Origin of the sequence: Streptomyces sp. Pv4-95 (assembly GCF_045782725.1) — a bacterium.
Lineage (GTDB): Bacteria > Actinomycetota > Actinomycetes > Streptomycetales > Streptomycetaceae > Streptomyces.
Genome location: NZ_CP127172.1, coordinates 5,608,540 through 5,631,963, shown reverse-complemented (window position 1 = coordinate 5,631,963; position 23,424 = coordinate 5,608,540). Strand labels below are relative to the sequence as shown.

16 protein-coding genes and 2 tRNA genes are annotated in these 23,424 nt (G+C 71.3%); 4 read left to right on the top strand and 14 right to left on the bottom strand.

What is annotated here, in order from left to right; all coding sequences use genetic code 11:
• The first annotated feature begins 38 nt into the window (after positions 1 to 38).
• Together rpsT and QOM21_RS24640 are read left to right on the top strand one after the other, a co-directional pair.
• Positions 39 to 305 carry a 30S ribosomal protein S20 gene (gene rpsT, locus QOM21_RS24645; RefSeq protein WP_393891859.1) on the top strand — a complete coding sequence of 89 codons (267 nt, stop codon included), beginning with the start codon at positions 39 to 41 and terminating at the stop codon, positions 303 to 305.
• A 715-nt stretch (positions 306 to 1,020) separates the two neighbouring features.
• Positions 1,021 to 1,911: a hypothetical protein gene (locus QOM21_RS24640; protein WP_407553208.1), complete on the top strand. Its 891-nt coding sequence runs from the start codon at positions 1,021 to 1,023 to the stop codon at positions 1,909 to 1,911.
• 511 nt (positions 1,912 to 2,422) lie between these two features.
• Here QOM21_RS24640 and holA read toward each other — a convergent pair.
• Positions 2,423 to 3,406 (bottom strand): DNA polymerase III subunit delta, encoded by a 984-nt coding sequence (gene holA / locus QOM21_RS24635; RefSeq protein WP_393891857.1) that lies wholly within the window; start codon positions 3,404 to 3,406, stop codon positions 2,423 to 2,425.
• Between the two features lie 186 nt (positions 3,407 to 3,592).
• Here holA and QOM21_RS24630 point away from each other — a divergent pair, with 186 nt between their 5' ends.
• The gene (locus QOM21_RS24630) at positions 3,593 to 3,856 is read left to right on the top strand and encodes a hypothetical protein (RefSeq protein WP_407553207.1); all 264 of its coding nucleotides are present in this window, start codon (positions 3,593 to 3,595) and stop codon (positions 3,854 to 3,856) included.
• A 30-nt stretch (positions 3,857 to 3,886) separates the two neighbouring features.
• Here the strand turns inward: QOM21_RS24630 and QOM21_RS24625 are convergent, their stop codons facing one another.
• From QOM21_RS24625 to QOM21_RS24585, 9 genes are all read right to left on the bottom strand, one after another.
• Positions 3,887 to 4,774 carry an arylamine N-acetyltransferase family protein gene (locus tag QOM21_RS24625; RefSeq protein ID WP_407553206.1) on the bottom strand — a complete coding sequence of 296 codons (888 nt, stop codon included), beginning with the start codon at positions 4,772 to 4,774 and terminating at the stop codon, positions 3,887 to 3,889.
• Positions 4,774 to 5,259, bottom strand: coding sequence for an RrF2 family transcriptional regulator (locus QOM21_RS24620; protein WP_407553205.1), 486 nt, complete (start codon positions 5,257 to 5,259; stop codon positions 4,774 to 4,776). Before QOM21_RS24620 ends, QOM21_RS24625 begins: the two co-directional genes overlap by 1 nt.
• Positions 5,260 to 5,402: 143 nt before the next feature.
• Positions 5,403 to 8,153 (bottom strand): ComEC/Rec2 family competence protein, encoded by a 2,751-nt coding sequence (locus QOM21_RS24615; protein WP_407555786.1) that lies wholly within the window; start codon positions 8,151 to 8,153, stop codon positions 5,403 to 5,405.
• 512 nt (positions 8,154 to 8,665) lie between these two features.
• Entirely contained in the window at positions 8,666 to 10,312 is a 1,647-nt protein-coding gene (locus QOM21_RS24610) for a helix-hairpin-helix domain-containing protein (protein ID WP_407553204.1), read from the bottom strand.
• Positions 10,313 to 10,424: 112 nt separating this feature from the next.
• On the bottom strand, positions 10,425 to 11,270 hold the full coding sequence (locus tag QOM21_RS24605; protein ID WP_407553203.1) for a DegV family protein: 846 nt from the start codon (positions 11,268 to 11,270) through the stop codon (positions 10,425 to 10,427).
• 126 nt (positions 11,271 to 11,396) lie between these two features.
• Positions 11,397 to 12,182: a hypothetical protein gene (locus tag QOM21_RS24600; protein WP_407553202.1), complete on the bottom strand. Its 786-nt coding sequence runs from the start codon at positions 12,180 to 12,182 to the stop codon at positions 11,397 to 11,399.
• 215 nt (positions 12,183 to 12,397) lie between these two features.
• On the bottom strand, positions 12,398 to 15,319 hold the full coding sequence (locus QOM21_RS24595) for a leucine--tRNA ligase (protein ID WP_407553201.1): 2,922 nt from the start codon (positions 15,317 to 15,319) through the stop codon (positions 12,398 to 12,400).
• Between the two features lie 379 nt (positions 15,320 to 15,698).
• Positions 15,699 to 17,657 carry a protease pro-enzyme activation domain-containing protein gene (locus QOM21_RS24590; protein ID WP_407553200.1) on the bottom strand — a complete coding sequence of 653 codons (1,959 nt, stop codon included), beginning with the start codon at positions 17,655 to 17,657 and terminating at the stop codon, positions 15,699 to 15,701.
• 783 nt (positions 17,658 to 18,440) lie between these two features.
• Positions 18,441 to 18,513, bottom strand: a tRNA-Ala gene (locus tag QOM21_RS24585).
• A 152-nt stretch (positions 18,514 to 18,665) separates the two neighbouring features.
• On the opposite strand from QOM21_RS24585, the gene QOM21_RS24580 reads away from it, so the two are divergent.
• On the top strand, positions 18,666 to 20,018 hold the full coding sequence (locus tag QOM21_RS24580) for a glycosyltransferase 87 family protein (RefSeq protein WP_407553199.1): 1,353 nt from the start codon (positions 18,666 to 18,668) through the stop codon (positions 20,016 to 20,018).
• On the opposite strand, the gene phsA is transcribed toward QOM21_RS24580, so the two are convergent.
• The 4 genes from phsA to QOM21_RS24560 form a co-directional block, all read right to left on the bottom strand.
• Positions 19,948 to 21,786 carry an O-aminophenol oxidase PhsA gene (gene phsA, locus QOM21_RS24575; RefSeq protein ID WP_407553198.1) on the bottom strand — a complete coding sequence of 613 codons (1,839 nt, stop codon included), beginning with the start codon at positions 21,784 to 21,786 and terminating at the stop codon, positions 19,948 to 19,950. The genes QOM21_RS24580 and phsA overlap by 71 nt on opposite strands.
• 372 nt (positions 21,787 to 22,158) lie before the next feature.
• On the bottom strand, positions 22,159 to 22,392 hold the full coding sequence (locus QOM21_RS24570) for a hypothetical protein (RefSeq protein ID WP_129296442.1): 234 nt from the start codon (positions 22,390 to 22,392) through the stop codon (positions 22,159 to 22,161).
• Positions 22,393 to 22,395: 3 nt separating this feature from the next.
• Positions 22,396 to 22,644 (bottom strand): hypothetical protein, encoded by a 249-nt coding sequence (locus QOM21_RS24565; protein ID WP_407553197.1) that lies wholly within the window; start codon positions 22,642 to 22,644, stop codon positions 22,396 to 22,398.
• Between the two features lie 603 nt (positions 22,645 to 23,247).
• Positions 23,248 to 23,320: transfer RNA gene (locus QOM21_RS24560), tRNA-Ala, on the bottom strand.
• Positions 23,321 to 23,424: the final 104 nt, after the last annotated feature.

Below are 23,424 nucleotides of genomic sequence, written 5' to 3'. Positions count from 1 at the left end.
GCAACTCGAAACTCCAACGAACCTGAAAAGGCTCTTTCGTGGCGAACATCAAGTCCCAGATGAAGCGGATCAAGACCAACGAGAAGGCTCGTCAGCGCAACAAGGCTGTCAAGTCGACTCTGAAGACCGCGATCCGTCGCACCCGCGAGGCCGTGGAGGCCGGTGACCTGCAGAAGGCCACCGCCGCCCAGGCCGCCGCTGCCAAGACGCTCGACAAGGCTGTCAGCAAGGGTGTCATCCACAAGAACGCTGCCGCCAACAAGAAGTCGGCGCTGGCCAAGAAGGTTGCCGGCCTCCAGGGCTGACCTTCGACTACCGCAGTACCCGTAAGACACCTGCCGTCAGGGACCCAGCGGCCCCTCTCTCCGCTCCCTGAACGGTGCACCACAGCGCCGCACACGGCCTGCGTTCGCCACGCGGGTGCGGCGCACCCGGCTCACCCGGCGGATTCCGCCGAACCAGCCGCAAGCTCGACACGAAGGCCCCGCCTCCGCCCCTTCCCCGGGATGGAGGCGGGGTTTTTGGTTTGGGGGGGTGTTCTCCTTGGGCTTTTGGTTTGGGGGGGGTGCTCTCCTTGGGCTTTTGCTTGGGGCCGTTCGGGCTCGGGGCCGTTCGGCTCTGGAGGCGGGACCGGGGCCGGGACCGGGGGCCGGGGCCGGGGGCCGGGGCCGGGTCCGGGTGGGGTCTGGCTCGGGTACGGGCCGGTCGGCCGGGTCGGTCCGGGGCAGTCCGGGTCGGTCTGGTTCAGCCAGGTCGTGGTTCGGTGTTCCGGTTCCGGTTCCCGTTCCGTTCCCGTTCCGGTTTCCATCCGGCCGGGGACATGCTCCGGCGCTCCGGTTCCCGTTTCGGTTCTCGTGCGGTCCGGGTCCGCTCCGCTTCCTGCCTTCGGGTTCTGGTTCCGGTGGCGGTTCCGGCTCACGGCGCGGCCGGACGGCCGGCTCTTCGACCAGTCCTGCGACCGGCGGGTAACCAGCTGTCGACCGAGGGTTAACCGACCCGCGGGTCCGCTACGCTGCCGCCATGTCCATCTCGGGGGATCAGAACAGTCCGTACCCGCAGCCGCAGCCGAACCCCTACGGTCAGGTGCCGGCGCCGCAGAGCCCGGTACCCGCGCAGCAGAATCCGTACGCTCAGCCCGTCCCGCCCCAGGGGCCCAACGGCTACGGGTACCCAGGCACGGGCGTGCCCGCCGCCCCCGTCGGAGCGCCGCCCAGCCCTCCGGGTGGTAGCGGGGGCAGGGGAGCGTCCGGATGGTGGTGGGCGGTCGGCGGGGCAGTCGCCGCCTCGGCCATCTGGGCATCGGTGATGTTCGCGACCGGCAGCTTCGGCGAATCCGAACCCAGCCCCGATCTCGCGGGCTACTCCTACACCAGCGATCTGTGCGCGGCGACCTCGATGACGCCCTTCGAGAACGCCGATTTCAAGACCAAGGAAAACAGCGGCTCGTCCTCGACGGGCACCAACCCGCAGCGCAGCGGCGCCCAGCAGACCTCGATGGACACCATGTGGTGCAACACCGCGCTGGAGCAGAGGAACGCGAGCAGCTCGGACTACTCCTCCACCTGGATCTACAACACCGCCGCCCTGCACAAGAAGACCGACCCGGGCCCGGAGTTCGCGGACAGCTACCGCTCGTACGAGAAGCAGGACAGCTCCGTCGGCTACCGGGTCGAGTCGGTCCAGGGCATCGGCGACGAGGCGTATCTGGTGACCCGCAAGGACGAGGGCAGCAGTAGCAGCGGCTCGTACGTGATCCTCGGCGTACGGGACGGTTGGATGACGTATCAGTCGACGTGGTCGAGCTACGCGTCGAGCAGCAGCTCGACCAAGCAGCCGACCTCGACCGAGGTGGCGACGATGCTGAAGACCAGCGCCACGGAAACCCTCAAGCGGCTGAAGAGCTCGCGGTAGCGGCAGCCACTGCGAGGGCGGCGCGGCTGTCGCGGCAGCGGCGCCTCTCGCGGTAGCGGCTGCTACAGGGATGACGGTGGGTGAGCCTAAGCGGCGGTTGCGGCCCGTGGGGTGACTGCGGCTGTTGCTGTTGCTGTTGCTGTTGCTGTTGCTGTTGCTGTTGCTGTTGCTTGATTCTGCTGGTCCGCCGGAGCCGCCGTTGCGGGCCGGAGGGCGCGGGAGCGGGCGCCGTACGCCGGAGACCAACGTGGCCCCGTAGCTGGGGCTGCGGCCCTGCCATCTGGCAGCCGGCAGCCGACCAGGCGGCTGGTCGGTCCGGGGCGACCGCTACGCCCTCTCCCTGCTGCCAACCACTGAGCTGCCCGAGGTGGCGCGAGGCGCGGGCGGTCACCAGGCGCCGAGGGCCGATGGCCGATGGCCGATGGTTGGGAGAACGCAGGCGTGCGACGGGTGCGCCCCGTGAGGGGAGCCGACGGTCACCCGGAGCCGACCGCGACCGCGAGTAGGGCCTTCAGCGGGAGCGGGCCGCGCGGGCGATCGTCACGACGGCCTTCTCCAGGGCGTACTCGGGATCGTCCCCGCCGCCCTTCACCCCGGCGTCGGCCTCGGCCACCGCCAGCAGCGCCGTCGCGACACCGTCCGCCGACCAGCCGCGCATCTGCTGCCGCACCCGATCGATCTTCCAGGGCGGCATGCCCAGATCACGGGCGAGGTCACCGGGACGGGCATTGCGCGGGGCGGAGGCCAGCTTGCCGATGGCCCGGACGCCCTGGGCCAGCGCACTCGTGATCATCACGGGCGCCACGCCCGTGGACATCGCCCAGCGCAGCGCCTCCAACGCCTCGGCGGCACGGCCCTCCACCGCACGGTCCGCGACCGTGAAGCTCGAAGCCTCGGCCCGGCCCGTGTAGTAGCGCGCGACGATCGCCTCGTCGATCGTGCCCTCGATATCGGCGGTCAACTGCGAACAGGCAGAGGCCAGCTCGCGCAGATCGCTGCCGATCGCATCGACCAGCGACTGGCATGCCTCCGGGGTCGCGGAGCGCCCCACCGCGCGGAACTCGCCCCGCACAAAGGCCAGCCGGTCGGCCGGCTTCGTCATCTTGGGGCAGGCAACCTCCCGCGCACCCGCCTTGCGGGCCGCGTCCAGCAGCCCCTTGCCCTTGGCCGCGCCGGCGTGCAGCAGAACGAGCGTGATCTCCTCGGCGGGCGAGCCCAGATAGGCCTTGACGTCCTTGATGGTGTCCGCGGAGAGATCCTGGGCGTTGCGCACCACCACGACCTTGCGCTCGGCGAAGAGCGAGGGGCTGGTGAGCTCGGCGAGAGTGCCGGGCTGCAGCTGATCGGAGGTGAGGTCGCGCACGTCGGTGTCCGCATCGGCCGCACGGGCGGCCGCCACCACCTGCTGCACGGCGCGATCCAGCAGCAGGTCTTCCTGGCCCACCGCGAGCGTCACGGGGGCGAGCGGGTCGTCGTTAGCTGTCTTCCTGGCCATCGCGGTCCAGCATCCCACGCGCCACTGACACCGCGCCCCGGCCGGCCGGCCGGAACGGTGCACGGACCAGGTGGCGGGACCGGTGGGCCGGACCGGTGGGCGGCGCCGGCACAGGGGCCCGGCGACGGGCGGCGGCAGACCGGCGGCTGGGGCCCGTCGGCGAGGTGGGTCGGCGGCTGCCGGACAATGGGGCCTGTGAATGATGCACAACACCTGCGACACGTACTGGTACTGCCCGACCGCGATGCTGCCGAGGAAGTGGCCGAGGCGCTGGCAGAGCGTTTCCGCCTCGCCGAGGAACCGCAACTCGTCCGGGACGCCCTGGCCGGCGAGGACGATGCCGAGGACGCCCAGTGGCTGGTCGTCCTCGAGGACCCGGACGCCGCGCACGACCCGGCCCAGCTCGACGGGCTCGCCGCGGAGTACGAGGGCTGGCGCGAGGCGGAGTAGCGGCGTTACGACTCGGCCCTGGGCCGCTTCCTACGAGCCCGCCGGTGGGCCCACTCGGTGCTGCACGGGACGCACGGTCGGCTCCCGGTCCAGCGTGATGCCGAAGTGGGTGGCGTACGCCGGAAGGACCTCGGCCGCCTCCAACTCGCGCTCATGACGCACACCGCCGGATCCGCTCTCTCCGCCGGCTCCGGATCCGGCTCCCGCTCCCACCTCGGATTCGGCCTCGGCCTTGGCTTCGGCTTCGGCTTCGGCTTCGGTGATCACGAGCGTACGGCCGGAGAGCGTGACCCGGCCGGTTTCCGTGAGCCGCGAGCAGACCAGGGACTGCGTGAAGTGGGAGGTGGGAGAGGTGCGATTCCACCAGCAGCCGACTTCGAAGTCGGCAAGTGCCCGCGGGCGCTGTTCGATGCGGTACTGCGGCTCGCCGTCCCGGAGGACATCAAGATCGCCTTCGGACGTCTCCTCGATACGGAAGACGCCTCCGGGATCCGGCTGCTCGCCACGCTCGCCCAGCCGCAGCGGATAGTGACTGTGCCTGCCGAAGCCGACGTCGGCGAGCCATGGCCCGGTGGGCGTATGAACGCGCAGCGCCATGTGGTCGTACGGGATTCCGGGCCCTTCAGGGCCGAAGACACGGGCGGACAGCAGCTCGACCTCGTAGCCGAGCGCTCGGAGCAAGGCGGCGAAGGCTCCGTTGAGTTCGTAGCAGAAACCGCCGCGTCGGGCACCGACCAGCTTGTCCAGCAGCGGCTGTTCGGCGAGCACGATCTCCTCACCGAGGTGAATGGAGAGATTCTCGAACGGGACGCTACGCAGATGGCTGAGGTGCAGGCTGCGCAGCGCATCGGCGCCCGGCGACGCCGGGCGGGCGGCATCGATGCGGCGGAGGTATGCCTCGGTGGCGGCGAAGTCCATCAGCCCTGCGTCCTCTCGGCGGCGAACCAGCGGCGGGTACGGTCGGCGGCCGAGGCGGGGACGCCCGTCATGAGGTCGGCGACGGTCTGCGCGGCGAGCTCGCGGCGCCAGGCGAGTTCGGCTCTGCTCATGGCCGTGGCGATACCGCAGGGCCGGGCGAACTCCCTCCGTGGTGCGTCGGCTCCGGCACCCTGGCGGCGGATCTCCGCGCAGCGGAAGGCATCATCGGTGCCCTCGATCGCCGCCACGACATCCATGAGGGTGATCCGCTCCGGCGACCGCGCCAGCCGGAATCCACCGCGTGCCCCAGGGGTGGAGCTCAGGATGCCGGCGCGTACGAGCGCTTGCAGCCGCTTGTTGAGGTAAGCCGCCGGAAGGTCGAGAGAAGCCGCGAGTCGCGCTGTCGACACGGGCCCTTCCCCATCCAGCCAAGCCAGGGTCACACAGCAGTGCAGCCCCCACTCGACGCCCTCACTCATCCTCATAATCTGGAGTCTACATATCCTGATTGTGGGGGAGAGGAACCAACACCTGGGCGGCGTGGGCATGTGCGCTTGCAGGCTCCGGTGCAGGTCAACGCCCGGCCAGTAGGCCAGCGGGTCAGCAGGTCACGGCGCCCCCGGTGTGCTCAGAACAGGGGCTCGTACGGGAGGCCCTGGCCCCCTCCCCCCCGGCTCTGCTCGACGCCTTCCGGTCGACGGCCCTCTGACGGGCACCCTCCCTGACGACGCCCCCTGGGAGGACTCCTTGCGGGCGCCCTCCTGGCCGCAGTCCTCGCAGGTGCATTCCTCCCGGCCGTATTCCTCGCGGGTGCATTCCTCCCGGCCGCACTCCTCGCGGGTGCATTCCTCCCGGCCGCACTCCTCGCGGGTGCGCTCCTCTCGGACGCAGTGCCTCTGGGAAGCCGCCTTCCAGGCAGACACTCCCCGACAGAACGCCTCCCGGATAGACGCCTCCCGCGTGGGCGCCTTCTGGCTGGTCCCCTGGCGGGCAGGGGGCTTCCTGCTCTGTGCCTGCCTGCCGCCCGGGTAACGGCTCGTCGGCCCTTCAGCGCAGCGGCCAGCTCCTCTCGTGCGCCCAGGACCGCGATGGCGCCATCGGTGTCGGTACGCAGGACCCGGGCGCCTTGGGCACGCAGCGCCCGGATCGTGCGGGGTGCCGGGTGGCCGTACGGGTTGTCCGCGCCACAGGAGATCAGCGCCAGGCGGGGCGCCAACCGGCGCATCAACTGCGGGTCCTGGTAGGCGGAGCCATGGTGCGCCACTTTGAGGACGTCCACGGCTGCCAACTCCGGGTGAGCGGTCAACAATGCCTGCTGTGCGGGAGGTTCAAGATCACCCAGCAGGAGGATCGTGAGTCCCCCCGTCCTGACGAGCAAGGTGACACTGGAATCGTTGGGGCCGTCCGTGAAGGGCGGTGGAGGGGAGGCCAGAGCCCTTGGGCCCGCCGGGAAGGGGCCAACGGGGGCGGGCGGCCAGAGAACTTCCCAGGTGAGAGGGCCCAGGCGGCGCCGCTCCCCCGGTACCGCGCGGAGCACCGGCACGCCTGCGGCCGCCGCCCTGTTCCGTACGAATCCGGCCTGGCCCGGCGGCTCCTGGAGCGTCGTCGTCTCGATCGCGCCAACCGAACGGCCGCGCAGCGCACCCGGGAGACCGTCGACGTGATCGGCGTGGAAATGCGTCAGAACCAGCAAGGGGATACGGCGGATTCCCAGGTCGGACAGGCAGCGGTCAATGGCGCGGGGCTCCGGGCCGGTGTCCACCACCAACGCCGCGCCGTCGCCGGCCGCGAGGACCAGCCCGTCCCCCTGCCCCACATCGCAGACCACGGCGCGCCACCCGGGCGGCGGCCAACCCGTCAGAACACGGGTGAACGGGGCCGGGCGCCAGACCGCCAGGATCAGGGCCAGGGCGCACACCACACACACCCAGGGGCGGCGCAGGAGTCTGCGCCCGACCGGTACCAGCACGACTGTGGCGGCCGCCAGCAGGACACCGCCCGCCCAGCCGCCGGGCCAGCCGAACTCCGCTCCGGGCAGCGCCGCCCCGGTGCGGGCGACACCGGCGATCCACTCGGTGGGCCACCCGGCGCCCCACGCCAGCGCGTGGGCTAGCGGTGGGGCGAGCGGAGCGGCGGCCAGTGCGGCGAAGCCGAGGACGGTCGCGGGCGCCACGGCCAGCTCGGCCAGCAGGTTGCAGGGCACGGCGACCAGCCCGACCCGGGAGGCGAGCACCGCGACGACCGGTGCGCACACGGCCTGCGCGGCGGCCGCAGCGGCGAGCACCTCGGCGAGACGGGGCGGCACTCCACGCCGCTGGAGCCCGGCGCTCCAGCGCGGGGCGAGGAGGAGCAGCGCGCCGGTCGCCAGGACGGACAGCAGGAAGCCGTAACTACGGGCGAGCCAAGGGTCGTAGAGGATCAGCAGCAGCACCGCCGCAGCCAGCGCGGGGAGCAAGGAGCGGCGGCGCCCCGTACCGATCGCCAGAAGTGTGATCAGCCCGCAGGCGGCGGCTCTCAGCACACTCGGGTCCGGCCGGCACACCACCACGAATCCGAGCGCGAGCGCACCCCCGACGAGAGCCGTTCCCCGCAGCGACAAGCCCAGGCGTGGCGCCAGTCCGCGGCGTTCGGCGCGTACCGCCAGGTGCGGCGGGCCGATCAGCAGAGCCAGGACAATGGTCAGGTTGCTGCCGGATACGGCGAGCAGATGCGTCAGGTCCGTGGCGTGAAAGGCATCGTCCAGCTCCTGGGACACCCGGGAGGTATCGCCGACGACGAGACCGGGCAGCAGCGCACGGGCGTCCGGGCTCAGCCCGTCGGTGGCCTCGCGGAGTCCCCCACGCAGGCTTCCGGCCATCCGTTGAAGGACCGATGGCTGCCTGACCTTGCGCGGCGGCGCGTCAGCTGTCACCCGTAGGACCGCGGCGACCGGGTCTGCCGGCGAGGCCGGCGGCGCGGCCCGGGCCACCACTCGGATACGTGTCGACGGCAGCAGCCCACGCCATGCCGGCGACCACCCACCATGAACCTCGGCACTGGGCCCGTTGCCCGGTCCGTTCCGGGAGGAGGGCTCGTCTTCGGAGGAGTGCGCGTCGCCGGAGGAGGGCTCGTGGCTTGCAGTGTTGCCTGTCTTCCCGCCGCTCTCCTCGCCCCCGGCACCGTGCTGCTGAACGACGACCAGGGCAGGCGTCCGTACGGCCTGGATCGTCCCGTCAGGGGACGTGACACGGAGAGCGTCGGCGGTGAAGACCAGGGCGGGAGGCGTGCGTTGGGATCCGCGCACCCGGGGACGGGTCACCCGCGGATCACCGGTCACCTCCAGCTCGACCGTGAGCTGTGCATAGCGTTCCGCCCAGCCGGGGAGGGGCCCACGTCGCAGATCCGCCGCATGCAGCGCTGCCGAGGCCGCCCCGGCCGCAGCGCTCAACAACAGCGCCGCCAGAGCCACTAGGGTCCCCGCCGACCAAAGGCGTAGCGGACGGGAATGAGGCCCTGGTGAGGACTCCGACGTGGCACGTCCCGCTGACGGCTCGGCCTGCGACAGCTCCGCCTGGGACGCCCTGCCTGCCTCAGCCTGCCCCCGCGTCGTGACTCCCGCCGCGCCGGCGCCCGGTGGTCTTGTTACCCGAGCACCCGCTGCCGTCGCGTCCGTCTCCCCGGTCTCCGCCCTGCGCCTGCATACGGCCGCTCGTAACGACGCAGCTGCGAGGACGACAGCCACGACACAGACCGCTGCCACTCCGCCGCCCGGGGCTCCCAGAGCGATCGCCGCGGCCGCCCAGGCCGCCAGAGCCGGTGCCACGAGGCGCAGATCGGCGGCGCCCTCCTGGCGAGGGTCCGATGCGCCGTGCGGGGACGCCGCGGAGGCGTGCACCGTGGCGCGGGTGGCGGTCATGGCTGCACCAGCGGACGCAGATCGGCGAACCGGCGATCACCGATCCCGGTCACCTGACGGAGCTGATCCACCGAGGTGAACCCACCATGAGCGCTACGGAATTCGATGATGTGCCGAGCGAGCACAGGGCCCACACCGGGGAGGGTGTCGAGTTGCGCCTCGGTCGCCGTGCTGAGGCTGATCGGCGCACTCGGGCCGCCGCCGGCCCCCTGGCCACCGCCTCCGGCGGCACCGACTCCCGCTCCACCGGCACCGGTTACCCCACCCGCACCACCAGACCCCGCGGCACTTCCTGGGGCACCCTCAGCGCCGACCACGATCTGTTCACCGTCGGCCAGCAGCCGGGCCTGGTTCAGGCCACGGGTACTCGCACCGCGCAGCACACCTCCCGCGGCCCGGAGGGCATCGGTCACCCGCGATCCCATCGGCAGCCGGTGAATACCGGGATTCCGGACCTTCCCCGCGACATCGACGACCAGCTGCCGGCCCGCGGTGCCGGCAGGGGCACCCGTCCCCGCAGAGGTCGCAGGCGGAGACTTCGCAAGCGGTGGCGGCCCGGAGCGAGGTCCGGGAGCCGCCTCGGCCCGTTCGACCGCTGGGGCCCGCACCGGCTCGGGTCGCCCGGTCCAGAAGTGTTGGACGGCGAAGCCCACGCCCACCACGAGCACCAGCAGCAGAGCAGCCAGCGCTCTCGGGTCTGTGCCGCACCGCGATTGGACCCACAGCGGCAGCCGTTCAGACGCAGCCAGCCGCGCCCGTTCCCACCGGCCGCCCGAGCCGTGCGGTACGTCAGGGGACGGCAGTTCGCGGCCCCGGCGTGACAGGACCGCAGTGCGTGACGAGTCCGCAGCGCGTGACGGGGCCGCACGGCGATACCGGTCCGAACGGCGACGCGGGTCCGCGCGGCGATTCGGGTCCGAACGGCGATTCGGGTCCGAACGGCGACGCGAGTCCACACGGCGGTTCGGATTCGCCTGACCCACCGAATCGGGATCGGAGCCGGCCAGGTCGGAGTCCGGATTCGTCGTGCCAAAGGCCGGCGCCGCCGAGTCATAGCCAGTGCCTGTACCTGTGCCAGTGCCAGTGCCAGTGCCGGCATACACCAAGTCGGAGTCCGGACTTGGCCGGTCAAGAACCGGGCTCAGGCCCTCCGACTCGAAGCCTGGGCCGCCCGAGTCGCAGCCAGGTCCTGGCAGGTCAGGATCCGAACCCCGTCCCGCCGGGTCGGGAGCCGGACGCGGAGGATCGGGTGAGGCGGGCGGTGCTAACGGCCCAAGAGGCGGGCCCGCGGTGTCCGGGTCGGCGAAAAGCGCGGCAGCCCGTGCCCGTACCGCCGCAACGGCGTCCGGGAGGCAATCGGCACGCCCCGCCGCACGCTGCCGACGTAGCAACCGCGCTCGCCCACGGTCTCGAAGGCGTTCTTCCCTGAGACTGTGCCCGCGATCCCGGCTCCGCAGGCCGGACCCCGCCGCCCGACCGGGCCGGGCCCCCACGCCCACAACCGAACCCGCCGAACTCGCCGAACCCACCGCTGAATCCGCTACACCCGCCGAATCCCCCGATGCCGCCGATGCCGCCGAATCAGCCGAATCAGCCGAATCAGCCGAAGTTGATACACCCGAAGAAAGAAACCCAGAGTTCATACCGCCCGACGCTAGGCACCCCGGCCGGATCCCGCTGAGCCGCGTCACATTCCGTGGATAGCGGACCAGTTGTGGATAAGTCCGTCACTCACAGGGCTCTCGCACGCCCCGCTCAGCGCGGTGAGATCACTGTCCCCAACAGCCCGGGCCCGGTGTGTGCGCCGATCACCGCGCCCACCTCGCTCACATGCAGCTCCTGCAGCCCCGGGACCCGTTCCCGGAGGCGCTCGGCCAGCGCGTCCGCCCGCTCGGCCGCCGCGAGATGGTGCACGGCGATGTCGACCGGCCCCTCCCCCGCACGCTCCGCGGCGATCTCCTCCAGCCGGGCAATGGCCTTGGACGCCGTACGGACCTTCTCCAGCAGTTCGATACGGCCGTCGGTCAGTTGAAGGAGGGGTTTGACGGCGAGTGCCGAGCCGAGCAGTGCCTGCGCCGCGCCGATCCGGCCGCCGCGCCGCAGATAGTCCAGGGTGTCGACGTAGAAGTAGGTGGAGGTGCCCGCCGCGCGCTTCTCCGCGGCCGCCACGGCCTCGTCCATGTCCCCGCCGGCCTCCGCCGTCTCCGCTGCCGCCAGGGCGCAGAACCCGAGGGCCATGGCAACCATGCCGGTGTCCACGACGCGCACCGGAACGGGGGCTTCCTTGGCCGCGAGGACCGCCGCGTCATAGGTGCCGGAGAACTCCGAGGAGAGGTGGAGCGAAATGATGCCGCTCGCACCGGACTCCGCGACCGTCCGGTAGGTGTCGGCGAAGGTCGCCGGGCTCGGCCGGGAAGTCGTCACCGGCCTGCGCTTCTGCAGCGCCTGCGCCACCGATCTCGCGGAGATCTCGGTGCCCTCTTCCAGGGCCTGGTCCCCCAGGACAACGGTCAGCGGCACGGCCGTGATCTGGTGGCGCTCAAGTGCCGTCCGTGGCAGGTAGGCCGTGGAATCGGTGACGATCGCGACATGGCGGGACATGACTGGGAGATTATCCGGGGCTGCCGGAGCCCGACAGCGCGGCCCCTCCCCAACGTCCACCGCTACCCGGAAGGACGCCGGAACAATGCTGCCCGTTCCGCCGATCTCCGTAGCTCCCGAGCACTCTCAGGTGGTCTCCTCGGGCCGCCGTGCCTTCTGCCACGGGTAGGACCGCTCCGCGCGCGGATCGCGGGCGGTGATCGCCTGCGGCTCCTCCGGCGACGGTCCCCACGAGCGCCCCTCGGACGCGCCGGAAGCCGCCCCCTGCCGAGCCCCGCCACCGGCACCGGTGCCGAAGGTATCGCTCACGCCCGCGGCGCCGCCCACCGACGGCTCCCCCGGCTCCCCCATCGGCGTCCCGGCCGTATCCCGCGTCCAGTGGCGCAGCGCCCCGGCCTCGACGTCGATCTGGTCGCTCAGCGCCGCGAGGTCGTCCTCGGCGAACTTCCGCGCCCGGTCGCGCGCCGCCCACCGAAGCGCCTCCGCGGAGCGGGTGATCTGTTCGGTGCGCTCCCGGAGGTCCGGCAACCTCGCGCCGATGGTCGACCTGTCGGGCTCGCGTTCCAGCCGCCTGAGCTCGTCGTCCAGTTCATGGCCGTGTGCGCTGAGCCGCTCGAAGAGGCCGACCGCCTCGCTGAGCGAAGCGTCCTCCGGGGAGCCGGTGGCCAGGATGTCCTGGGTGGCGCGCATGGACGTCCGCAGCGACAGCCGCAACTGCGCCAGCTCGCCGACGACACCCGGCTGGGCGAGCGTGCGCGCCCGCAGGCCGGTGTCCTCTACGGTTCTCCGAGCCTGGGCGACGGTTCTGTCCACGCCCCGCTTGGTCACCTGCACCGCCTTGACCGCGGCGAATACCCCGGCCGCCACGAACAGCACGAAGAGCAGCCCGAGGATGGCGACAACAGCTTCCATGGGCTCTCCCCAGAGGTGTCGGCGGCACGGTCCACAGCCCGTGCCCTGTACTTCCACCGTAAACGGCTCGGGCAGGTCAGGGGTTCCCTTCGAACCCCCAACCTGCCCGTAAGGGAAAGCACCCATGGAAATCATCCATGGCTGAGGTGCGCGATGCGGTGCGTACCGCCCCCCACCTGCGTGGCGGGCGGCCGCGGACCACGATGTCCCGGGTGTTACGCCGGCACGATGTTGACCAGCTTCGGCGCCCGGACGATCACCTTGCGGATGCCCGCGTCACCCAGCGCGGCGACGACGGCGGGTTCGGCCAGCGCCGCGGCCTCCAGGTCCGCGTCGGAGATCGACGGGGCGACCTCCAGGCGGGCCTTGACCTTGCCCTTGATCTGCACGACGCAGGTCACGGTCTCGTCCACGACGTACGCCGGGTCGGCCACGGGGAAGTCCGCGTGCACCACGCTGTCGGTGTGGCCCAGCTTGCGCCACAGCTCCTCGGCGATGTGCGGGGCCAGCGGGGCGACCAGCAGCACCAGCCGCTCGGCGACCGTGCGGGACACCGGGCCGCCCACCTTGGTCAGGTGGTTGTTCAGCTCGGTGACCTTGGCGATGGCGGTGTTGAACCGCAGGTTCTCCATGTCCTGCGTGACACCGTCGATCGCCTTGTGCAGGGCACGCAGCGTGGCCTCGTCCGGCTCGGTGTCGACGACGGTGACCTCGCCGGTCGCCTCGTCCACGACGTTGCGCCACAGCCGCTGCAGCAGCCGGTACTGGCCGACGACCGCGCGGGTGTCCCACGGGCGCGAGACGTCCAGCGGGCCCATCGCCATCTCGTACAGCCGCAGGGTGTCCGCGCCGTATTCGGCGCAGATCTCGTCCGGGGTGACGGCGTTCTTCAGGGACTTGCCCATCTTGCCCAGGACGCGGCTGACCTTCTCGCCCTGGTAGTAGTACGCGCCGTCGCGCTCCTCGACCTCGGCCGCCGGCACCGCGATACCGCGGCTGTCCCGGTAGACGAAGGCCTGGATCATGCCCTGGTTGTACAGCTTGTGGAACGGCTCGGAGGACGAGACGTGCCCCAGGTCGTGCAGCACCTTGGACCAGAAACGGGCATACAGCAGGTGCAGCACCGCGTGCTCGGCGCCACCGACGTACAGGTCCACACCGCCGGCCGGCTGTCCGTCCCGCGGGCCCATCCAGTACTGCTCGATGCCCGGGTCGACCAGCGCGTCGGCGTTGTTCGGGTCCAGGTAGCGCATCTCGTACCAGCACGAACCCGCCCAGTTGGGCATGGTGTTGGTCTCGCGGCGGTAGCGCTTGACCCCGGCGCCGTCGCCCAGGTCCAGGTCGACGTTGACCCATTCCTCGTTACGGGACAGGGGCGTCTCGGGCTGGGTATCGGCGTCGTCGGCGTCGAAGGTGCGCGGCGAGTAGTCCTCGACCTCGGGCAGCTCCAGCGGCAGCATCGACTCGGGCAGCGCGTGCGCCACGCCGTCCTCGTCGTAGACGATCGGGAACGGCTCGCCCCAGTAGCGCTGCCGGCTGAACAGCCAGTCGCGCAGCCGGAAGTTGACGGTTCCCCTGCCGATGGCCACGGCGGCCAGCCACTCGGTGATCTTCGCCTTGGCCTCGGTGACGCCCAGCCCGTCCAGCGAGATCTCCGCGCCGGACGAGTTGACGATCTTCGCGTCGTACGAGGCGAAGGCGTCGTCCCAGGTGGAGGGGTCGGTGCTGCGGTCGTCCGACGGCTCGACGACACAGCGCATCGGCAGCTCGAAGGCTCGCGCGAAGGCGAAGTCACGGCTGTCGTGCGCCGGCACGGCCATGATCGCGCCGGTGCCGTAGCCCATCAGCACGTAGTCGGCGATGAAGACCGGGACCCGCTCGCCGCTGACCGGGTTGGTCGCGTACGCGCCGGTGAAGACGCCGGTCTTGTCCTTGGCCTCGGCCTGTCGCTCGACGTCCGACTTGGACGCGGCCTGCTTGCGGTACGCCGCGACGGCCTCGCCCGGGGTGGCGTGCCCGCCGGTCCACACGTCGTGGGTGCCCTCGGGCCAGGCGGCCGGGACGATGGAGCCGCTGCCGTCCTCGGAGCCCGAGACCAGCTCGTGCTCGGGCGCCAGCACCATGTACGTCGCGCCGAACAGGGTGTCCTGGCGCGTGGTGAAGACGGTGATCTTGTCGTCGCCGACCGGGAAGTCGACCCGCGCGCCCTCGGAGCGGCCGATCCAGTTGCGCTGCTGCAGCTTGATGGCTTCCGGCCAGTCCAGCGCGTCCAGGTCCTTCAGCAGCCGGTCGGCATAGGCGGTGATCCGCATGTTCCACTGGCGCAGCTTGGCCTTGAACACCGGGTAGTTGCCGCGCTCGGAGCGGCCGTCGGCGGTGACCTCCTCGTTGGCCAGCACCGTGCCCAGCCCGGGGCACCAGTTGACCGGCGCGTCCGAGGCGTACGCCAGGCGGTACTCGCCCAGGACACCCGCCCGCTCGGCGTTGCTCAGCTCGGCCCAGGGGCGGCCGTCGGGGGTCGGCCGCCTACCGGCCTCGAACTGCGCGATCAGTGTGTCGATCGGGCGGGCGGCGTCCGCCTCCGGGTCGTACCAGGAGTTGAAGATCTGCAGGAAGATCCACTGCGTCCACTTGTAGTACGCCGGGTCGATCGTCTCGACCGAGCGGCGCTGGTCGTGCCCCAGGCCCAGGCGACGCAGCTGGCGGCGCATGTTGACGATGTTGGCCTCGGTGGAGGTCCGCGGGTGGGTGCCGGTCTGCACGGCGTACTGCTCGGCGGGCAGGCCGAACGCGTCGAAGCCCAGGGTGTGCAGGACGTTGTGGCCCGTCATGCGCTGGTGGCGGGCGAAGACGTCGGTGGCGATGAAGCCCAGCGGGTGGCCGACGTGCAGGCCCGCACCCGAGGGGTACGGGAACATGTCCATGATGAACTTCTTGGGGCGGGCCACCTGCGCGGCGTCGCCGGCCAGGTCACCACTGGGGTTCGGGGCCTCGTACGTCCCCGCCGACTCCCAGAAGTCCTGCCAGCGTGCCTCGATGTCTGCGGCCAGCGCCGCCGTATAGCGGTGCGGCGCCGCCACCTCGGTGGGGGTACCGCCCGCGCCGTCAGCGGCGGGGGAGGTGGTCGTCTCGCTCATCGTCCTCAAAGCTCCATCGATCGTCTCTGCCTGCGGCTGCTGCGGACACGGTTTCTGCGGAAACAAAAATGCCCCTCGCACAGGAGGGGACGCCGCGCCGATGCCGACCCGGGCGGCCACAGCGGATGGCCCGGTCGGAACTGATCAGCGCGGCCCGCTAAGCAGAAGGCGTACGGCACGCATGGCGCCAGGGTACCGCAGGGCGTGCGGCGCCCGCGCTCAGGTTCCTCCCCCTGGCGGGGCCCGCACCTTCGCCCCGGTCCGCCGCCGGCGGGCCCGGTTGTCACGGGCCCGGCAGCGGCGAACGAGGGGCGGAGCGCCTCAGGCGCGGCTCCGGGACGGCCCCGACAAGCGGCCTCGGGGACGTCCCGGACGCGCGTCAGGGGCGGTAGGACCTCACATATCCGGTGCTCGGCGAGCCCACACCAGTGACGTCGTCGTATCCGACGACCGCGTGCAGGCTGCTGTCCTTGCCCAGGCTGCGCAGGGAGGTCGTGGTGCCCTCACCTGCGTCGATGCCGTTGTTGTAGTCGACGCGGACCACGGCGAGATCACGGCCCGCACCCAGCGGGTGGTCGGTGACGTCGTGGTACGCGCCCGTGCCGTAGCGCTGGTAGATGCCGGGGTTGGCGAAGCCGATGGCGACGCCGTGCCGGGCCTGCTGGGCCAGCGCCTGGACGCCGGCGATCACCGGCGCGGCGAGCGAGGTGCCGCCGATCCGGTATTCGTCGTAGCCGAGCGATCCGTCGGGCAGGGTCTGGGTCTGGCCGACGAGGAACCCGGTGTTGGGGTCGGCGACCGCCGCGATGTCCGGGACGGTGCGCATCGCGCCCGCGCCGCCCGCCTTCGCGAGCCCGTCCGGGACGACTCCGCGCTGGTAGTACGGCTGCGCGACGGTCCTGCTGGTGCCGCCGCCCGCACCGCTGGTGAAGGCGCCGGGGAAGCCGTCCCAGCTGTTGCCGTCCTCGGACAGGACGGCCTTCCGGGTGCCCCAGCCGGTCTCCCACCGGTACGTGTCGCGCTTGCCGACCGCCAGCGAGGTGCCGCCCACGGCCGTCACCCAGGCGGAGTTCGCGGGGGTGTCGACCTGCTTGGTACCCGTGTTGGCGACCTCGTCGCCGTTGTCGCCGGAGGAGAAGTAGAAGCCGATGCCCTGCACGGCACCCTGCTGGAAGACCTGGTCGTAGGCGGCCGCCACGTCCGGGGTCTCGTTCGCCTCGATGTCGCCCCAGGAATTGGAGACGATGTCGGCGAGGTGTCCGTCGACGATCTTGCCGAGGGAGTCCAGCAGGTCGTCGTCCATGCAGGAGGCGCCGCCGACGTAGACGATGTCGGACGCGGGTGCGACGGCGTGCACGGCCTCGATGTCGAGGGTCTCCTCGCCGTACCAGCCGGCCGCGTCGCACTCCTCGATGTGCGAGTACTTCTCCGGCAGCACCTGGGAGAGCTGGCCGCTGCGGTAGCTCGGGTCACCGTTGCGGGCCGCGTACCTGCCGGCATCCTTGGCGATGGTCGGCGAGGCGAAGGCGTCCGTGATCGCCACGGTGACGCCCTTGCCGGTCCAGCCCTTCGCCCCGTAGGCCGCGCGCAGTTGCTTGCCGGTGTAGCCCTTGACGGCGTACGGCGCCTTGCTCCCGTAGGCCGAGGGCAGGCCCTTGGCGGTGCGGGAGCCGTAGTACGAGGAGAACGGTCCGGAGTTGCGGAAGACCGCGGACGGCGGCGGCAGTTCGTCGGAGTGGTGCTCGGCGAGCCGCGGCGCGTTGTCCAGACCGGTGACCGTCAGCACCGCGTCGGCCAGGGATGCCGGGGCGGACGCGGTGGCCGACGGGGCGTGGTAGGTGTGTCCGCTCTTGCGGTAGTTGTGCAGGTCCGTGGCGAAGGCCCGCTCAGCAGCGGCTGCGTCGCCCTTGACCGCGAGATAGCGGTTGGTGGTGCCGGTGACCTTCAGGCCGGACGCTTTCAGCCAGTGGGTCACCTCGGCTATCTGTGCGCGGGTGGCTCCGTAGCGGGAGCGCACCTGGGCAGGGCTCAGGTACTTCCCGTACGCCGCCGAGTGCGGGTCGGAGACCGCACGCGCATGGCCCGCGAGGCCCTTGGCGTCACGGCCGGCCAAGTACACGCGGGCGGTGACGCCGGTGGCGGCGGAGGTGGCGCCCTGATCCGCCTGCCGGGTGGCCCACAGGGGCTTGGTGCCCTGGAGTGCGTGCCGGCCGCCGTCGTGTCCCGCGGCGTCGGCGGCGGGTGCGCCGAGCGCGAGCGCGCCGGCGACCAGAGGCAGCGCGGCTGCCCAGGCCAGACCGGCGCGGGTGCGCAGTGTTCTGGAGCGGCTTGATCTCATGTAACCCCCTGCTGTCGCGGTGCGGTGGTGACGCTGTGCGCGGTGACGCTGTGCGCGGTGACGCTGTGCGCGACGCCGGTCCCGCCCGAGGCGCGAGGGGCGGAGGGGCCCGAGGCCGCGAGGCCGCGAGGCCGCGAGGCCGCGAGGCGATGAGTCCCGCAGTGCGCCGTTGCGCGGCACCTCATGAGTGGTGAATGCGATGGATGTGACACTCACGCGCTGCGTCACTCTCTCGGTGATCTGTCCATGCCAGGGACATGCGTTCGCCAAGAAGAAGCCAAGGAACGACAAGAAACGACCAGATGCGAACCGGGGGCGAACCAGGACGACCGGGAACGGAGGCAAGGGGGCCGGGCCGCCCGCCATCTGGCCTGTGGCGTCGGCCTGTTGACCGCTTGACCGCATTTCAGCGCGGAGGCAAGAGCGGCGGCCCGGCAGCGGGGGCGGAGGCGGGAGATGCGGTCCCGCCAGCGAGGCGCGCGGCGGGCGACCCTACTCGGCAACGGGACGCGGCGGACGGCCGGTCCCGACGGCTGGGCGCGGCGGACTCGACTGGTCACGGCGCGGCAGGATGGTGCGGCTTCCCGGGAGCCCGGTGCCCCGGCTCCGAGCCCGGCCGGCGACCGCCGAGCCAGGGCTCGGGGTGTCAGCCGGGAGCCGGACCGGCCCGTCAAGCCGCCGAGCCGCGAGGCCCGCCGCACAAAGCGAAGATCACCGGGACCGCTGCCCGGCGACACACAACAAAGCGGGCCGTCCGAATCGGACGACCCGCTCTGATTTCTGTGGAGCTAAGGAGAATTGAACTCCTGACCTCCTGCATGCCATGCAGGCGCTCTACCAACTGAGCTATAGCCCCAGGTCTTGCTCCGCGCGGTTCCCCGCTGCGGCATCGCCTACATTACACGGCCCGCCCGGCCTTCTGCCAAATCGGTTTGCCGAAGGCCCCGCGGCGCGACGCGCGGTACTGTCGGCCATCTGTGCCCGATTCGTCCTGGGGAGCCGAACGCTGTGACCGCGCTGGAGCTGGAACAGCCCACCGACGCCGGCGGCCCCGGCCCCCACGGCGGCCTCATCCGCCGGCACCCCACCGCTCTCGCGGCCCTGGCCTGCGTCGTCTCCTTCACCGCCTTCTGGATCGTCCAGCGCCTCGCACACGTGACGATGATCGATCTGATGGTCTACCGCGCCGAGGGCTGGACCGCCCGCAACGGCGAGGACCTCTACGACATGGTGGCGACCTCGGCGCGGCTGCCCAACACCTACCCGCCCTTCGCCGCGCTGCTGTTCACCCCGCTGACCCTCTTCGGGGTCCCGACGATGCGCACCCTCGCCACCGCCGGCAACCTCGTCCTGGTCGTCGCCACCGTGCACCTCTCGCTGCGCCTGGTCGGCCGGCCCCGGCGCCTCCCCCGCCCCGCCGCGACCCTGGCGCTTTCCGCGCTGCTGGTGTGGTGCGAGCCGGTCTGGACGACGCTGCGCTACGGACAGATCAACCTCCTCCTCGCCGTACTGGTCCTGTGGGACCTGACCCGCAGGGACACCCACCGCTTGGCGGGCCTCGGCATCGGCATCGCGGCGGGCATCAAGCTCACCCCGGCGCTCTTCGCCGTCTTCCTCGCGCTCGCCGGAGCGGTCCGGGCAGGGCAACTGATCCGCTCCGGCGCCGGGGCACGGGCCGCCTGGAACCCGTGGCTGCGGCAGGCAGCAGTCGCCATCGCGGGTTTCCTCGCCACCGTCCTGCTCACCGCCCTCGCGCTGCCGCGCGACTCCCACCGCTTCTGGACCGAGATCGTCTTCGCCGCGGACCGGGTCGGCGAGGTGGAGATCACCGCGAACCAGTCACTGCGCGGCGTCCTCGCCCGGCTGCTGCACACCCATGACCCGGGCGCGGCCTGGCTCGTGGCGGCCGGCCTGACGGCCGTGCTCGGCCTGGGGCTGGCGACCGCGTCGCTGCTGCGCGGCGAGCGCGCCTGGGCGGCCGTCGCCTGCGCGGCGACCGCCCTGCTGGTCAGCCCGATCTCCTGGTCGCACCACTGGGTGTGGGGCGTGCCGATGCTGATCCTGGTCGGCTCCGAGGCGATGCGCCGCACCGGCCGCGCCGCCCGCCGCTGGTGGGCGACGACCGCCGTCCTGGCCCTCCTCTTCTGCTCCTTCGCTCTCTGGTGGGTGCCACACCGCTGGCACCAGCACGAGGAACTGCATCAGAACGGCGGCCAGATGCTGCTCTCCGGCGTCTATCCACTCGCCGGTCTGGTGCTCCTCGCGCTGACCGCCGCACGGCTGTGGCGGCTCAGTGGGCTCCGTGATCGTGGCCGCCGCCCGGCCGATGGTGATGAAACGCCAGCACCTCCGGAGGCATGACGGCGAAGGGCCGCATCATCCCCATGTCTTCGTGCTCCAGCAGATGGCAGTGGTACATGAACCGGCCCCGCGCGCCCCGGAACTGGCCGATGACGTTCACCATCTGTCCCGGCGGGACCTGGATGACGTCCTTCCAGCCCTGGTCGCCGGGGGCTATCGGGGCGCGGCCGCCGTACTCCAGTGGTGCCAGGGTGCCGCCGAGTTCCTTGTCGAAGGGGCTCTGCGGGTCCGCCGGATAGATGTCGCGGCTGAGGACCTGGAAGTCGATGAGGTGGATGTGCATCGGGTGCATCCCGGCACCGCCGAGGTTGAGGAAGCTCCACTGCTCCCAGTCGCCGTAGCGGACCATGAAGCCCAAGGCGTCGTCGAACATCCGGGCTCCGCGGCGGTACGTGCGCACCGTTCCGCCGGCGCCCTTGACCTGGATCACGCCGTCACCCGGGATGGGCACGGCGTCCGGCTCCACCTCCTGCATCTCCCACATCTCCGGGTGACCGTTGCCCAGCGGCCCCGGCGGGGTGAGGACGACCAGCCGGTGCTGATGCGAGGGAACGTTGTCGTGGGTGAGCCGCTCGAACGACGAGGAGAGCACGGACGGCAGCACGAACGGGTCGGCGGACTTCTCCTTCGCCACCCGGAACTGCATCACCTGCGGATAGCGCACACCCGGCTCGTCGTTGACCAGCCGCAGCGTACGACCGCGCAGCCTGCTGAAGTCGATGAGCAGATCCATCCGCTCGGCGGGGGCGACCGAGAGGCCGCCATCGACCGGCAGCGGCCGGGGCAGGAGTCCGCCGTCCGAACCGATCTGGTGGACCGCTCCGGTGACCGGCGCCCCGGTCCTGTCGTCGACCAGCCGCAGCGTGAACGTACGGGCGTTCGCGGCGTTCAGCAGCCGGAAGCGGTACCAGCGGGCGTCGACGTCCGCGTACGGCCAGATGGTGCCGTTGACGAGGGTGTACGGGCCGGAGAACGGCAGAGCGACGTTCTTGCCCTGCGGGTCGGTGCCGACGACGAGGGTCTTGTGGAGCAGTCGCCCCGTCAGACGTCCGTCCTCGTCGGTGTCGAGGTTGCGGTCCTGGAGGATGAGCGGGATCTCGCGCTCCCCGGAGGGGAGTTGGAGTGCGTCCTCCTCCTCGTCCCGGATGAGGTACATCCCGGCCAGTCCCGCGAAGACGTTCCAGCGGGTGATGTCCATGGCGTGGTCGTGGTACCACCAGGCGGCCGCGCGATGATCGTTCGGGTATTCCGACAGCTGGGCGTCGCCGTGGGCCACGGCGTTCTCCGACCAGCCGTCGTTGCCGCCGCCGGTCACCGCACCGTGCAGATGGGTCACGACCCAGGCCGGCAGGCGGTCCACCCCCGCGACGAGGGTGGCGCCCGCCCTTCCCGCCACGTCGGTCGGCAGCGGCGCTCCCGGGACGGGTGCGGCCTCGGCCGCGGTCACCGGATGGCCACCGGTGAGACGGTTGACCCAGGCGACGCGCAGCCGCTCACCGCGCCGTACCTCGATGGTCGGGCCCGGGAAGTGGCCCCCGTACGCCCACACTTTGGTCGGCGGGAGCTGGCTGTGCAGACGCACCCAGGTGGTCTTCAGCTCGATGTCGATACCGCGCCTGGCCCCTTTGCGGCCGGGCCGCAGGACCGGCGGAACCCGGAGCACATCGGTGAACGGCGTCAGTCCGGCCGCCGCTTCCCGCTTCCCGGTCCGCTCGACGCCGTCGTCGTCCGCCGGCGTGCGGGCAGGGTTGATCGTCGTATCGGTCATGATGCGACCCCCGTGTCGCTTCCCCCGTGCCGCCGGCCGTTTCCGGCGGCAGCTCCTGGTCCCCCAACGCCCCGCAGACGCAGTGGAGTTCCGCTCTGCCCGAATCCACCGGAAAAATCTTGAAACCGGACGGTGATCACGGCGCCGACGAGCAGGAACGGAGCGGTGGGACGACCTACGGCCGGGAACCGGCAGGGTCGGTCAGATGGCGTGAAGCCCAGGAAAGACCCCGTGGGGCAGGCGCCGAATGCCCCCTCACGGCCCTGAATCGAGCCGCCGCCCCCAGCTGGCCACGCTCCGGCCGGCCGGTCGCAGCACGCGCTCAGGAGTGCCACCTACCGCCCGGCGGGGCCGCACCGCGGCCCGCGAGGATCAAGCAGTGGCGAACGAGTAGAAACGCTTCAGCGTGCAGTGCTCGTCCAGCAGTCGACCGTAGATCGGCTCCCCGTCGAGTTCACGGTAGGTCTCGATGGGGTCGCCCTTTATGACAAGGGCGCGGGCACATTCCTCGCACCAGTACTGGTACTCGGCATTGACCGGCTCCATATCGCGGACGATCGGCGTACCGCTGCCGCACCAGTCGCATTTCCTGCTGTGGGCGCCCATCAGTCAGCTCCAACTGTGGCCGCAGGCCGTACAGACGAAGGAGATTCCTCCGTTGTCGCCCAGCACCTGGGCGACATGGGATGACCCGCAAGAGGGGCACTGCAAAGCGGAACCTTCGCTCCCGCCACTTGCGGATCCAGGACCGTCGACCGGGCAGGTGAAGCGGAGCGCGTATTCCGGCAGCCAGTCATACCCCTGCGCCTCGGCCACTTCGAGCAGGTCATTGACCTCCTCGAGGATGCTCGTGGGCATCGCGATTTCTCCTCCCCTGCCGGCGCCGTCCGATTCTGCCACGGACCACGCATCCGGTCAGGTCCGCCTTCCCGCCATCCCGGGCGCCCCCGGGCCGCCCCCGCACCCCCGGGAGCGAACCTGCTCACCCACCGTGGGCGCGACACTCTCTCGACGGCGCTCCGGACGGCCGTTTCGGGGAGAGTGCCCTGAAAAGCCCCCCGTCCGGGAGCAGTTCGAACTGAGGGGCGGTCACTGCGGGCTCTCGCCTCGCCGCCGTGCGCCCCCTGCCGGGAACTCCGGAGGCGGGGGAAACATCGGGCCGCCACACGAACCGGGAGTCCGGAGCCGGACACGCTTCGCTCCTCCCCACTCGCATGAACAACAGGGACCACCTGGCACGCCCGCGCCTCACCGACCGCACACTTCACGCGATCCACGAGGTCACACCTCCGGGGCACCCGCGCTCCGCCGGCCACCGGTCCGCAGATCCACGGATGCGGGGTGACGTCCGCCACAGCTTGCAGCATCACTGCCGTGCGCCACCGCAAATACAGAGATCCCGCCACCTCGCGATCCAGTGTCGGGCACTGGCTCCGCAAGGAGACGGGATCATCCGGGCTGTGGAGCTAAGGAGAATTGAACTCCTGACCTCCTGCATGCCATGCAGGCGCTCTACCAACTGAGCTATAGCCCCGGGTCTTGTTCCGCTCCCCCGGGTTTCCCCCGGCGGCGCCGCGAACAAGAAGAACTTTAGCCTGCGACCTGCCCGGATGTGAAATCAGGTCGGCCGTCCCCGGC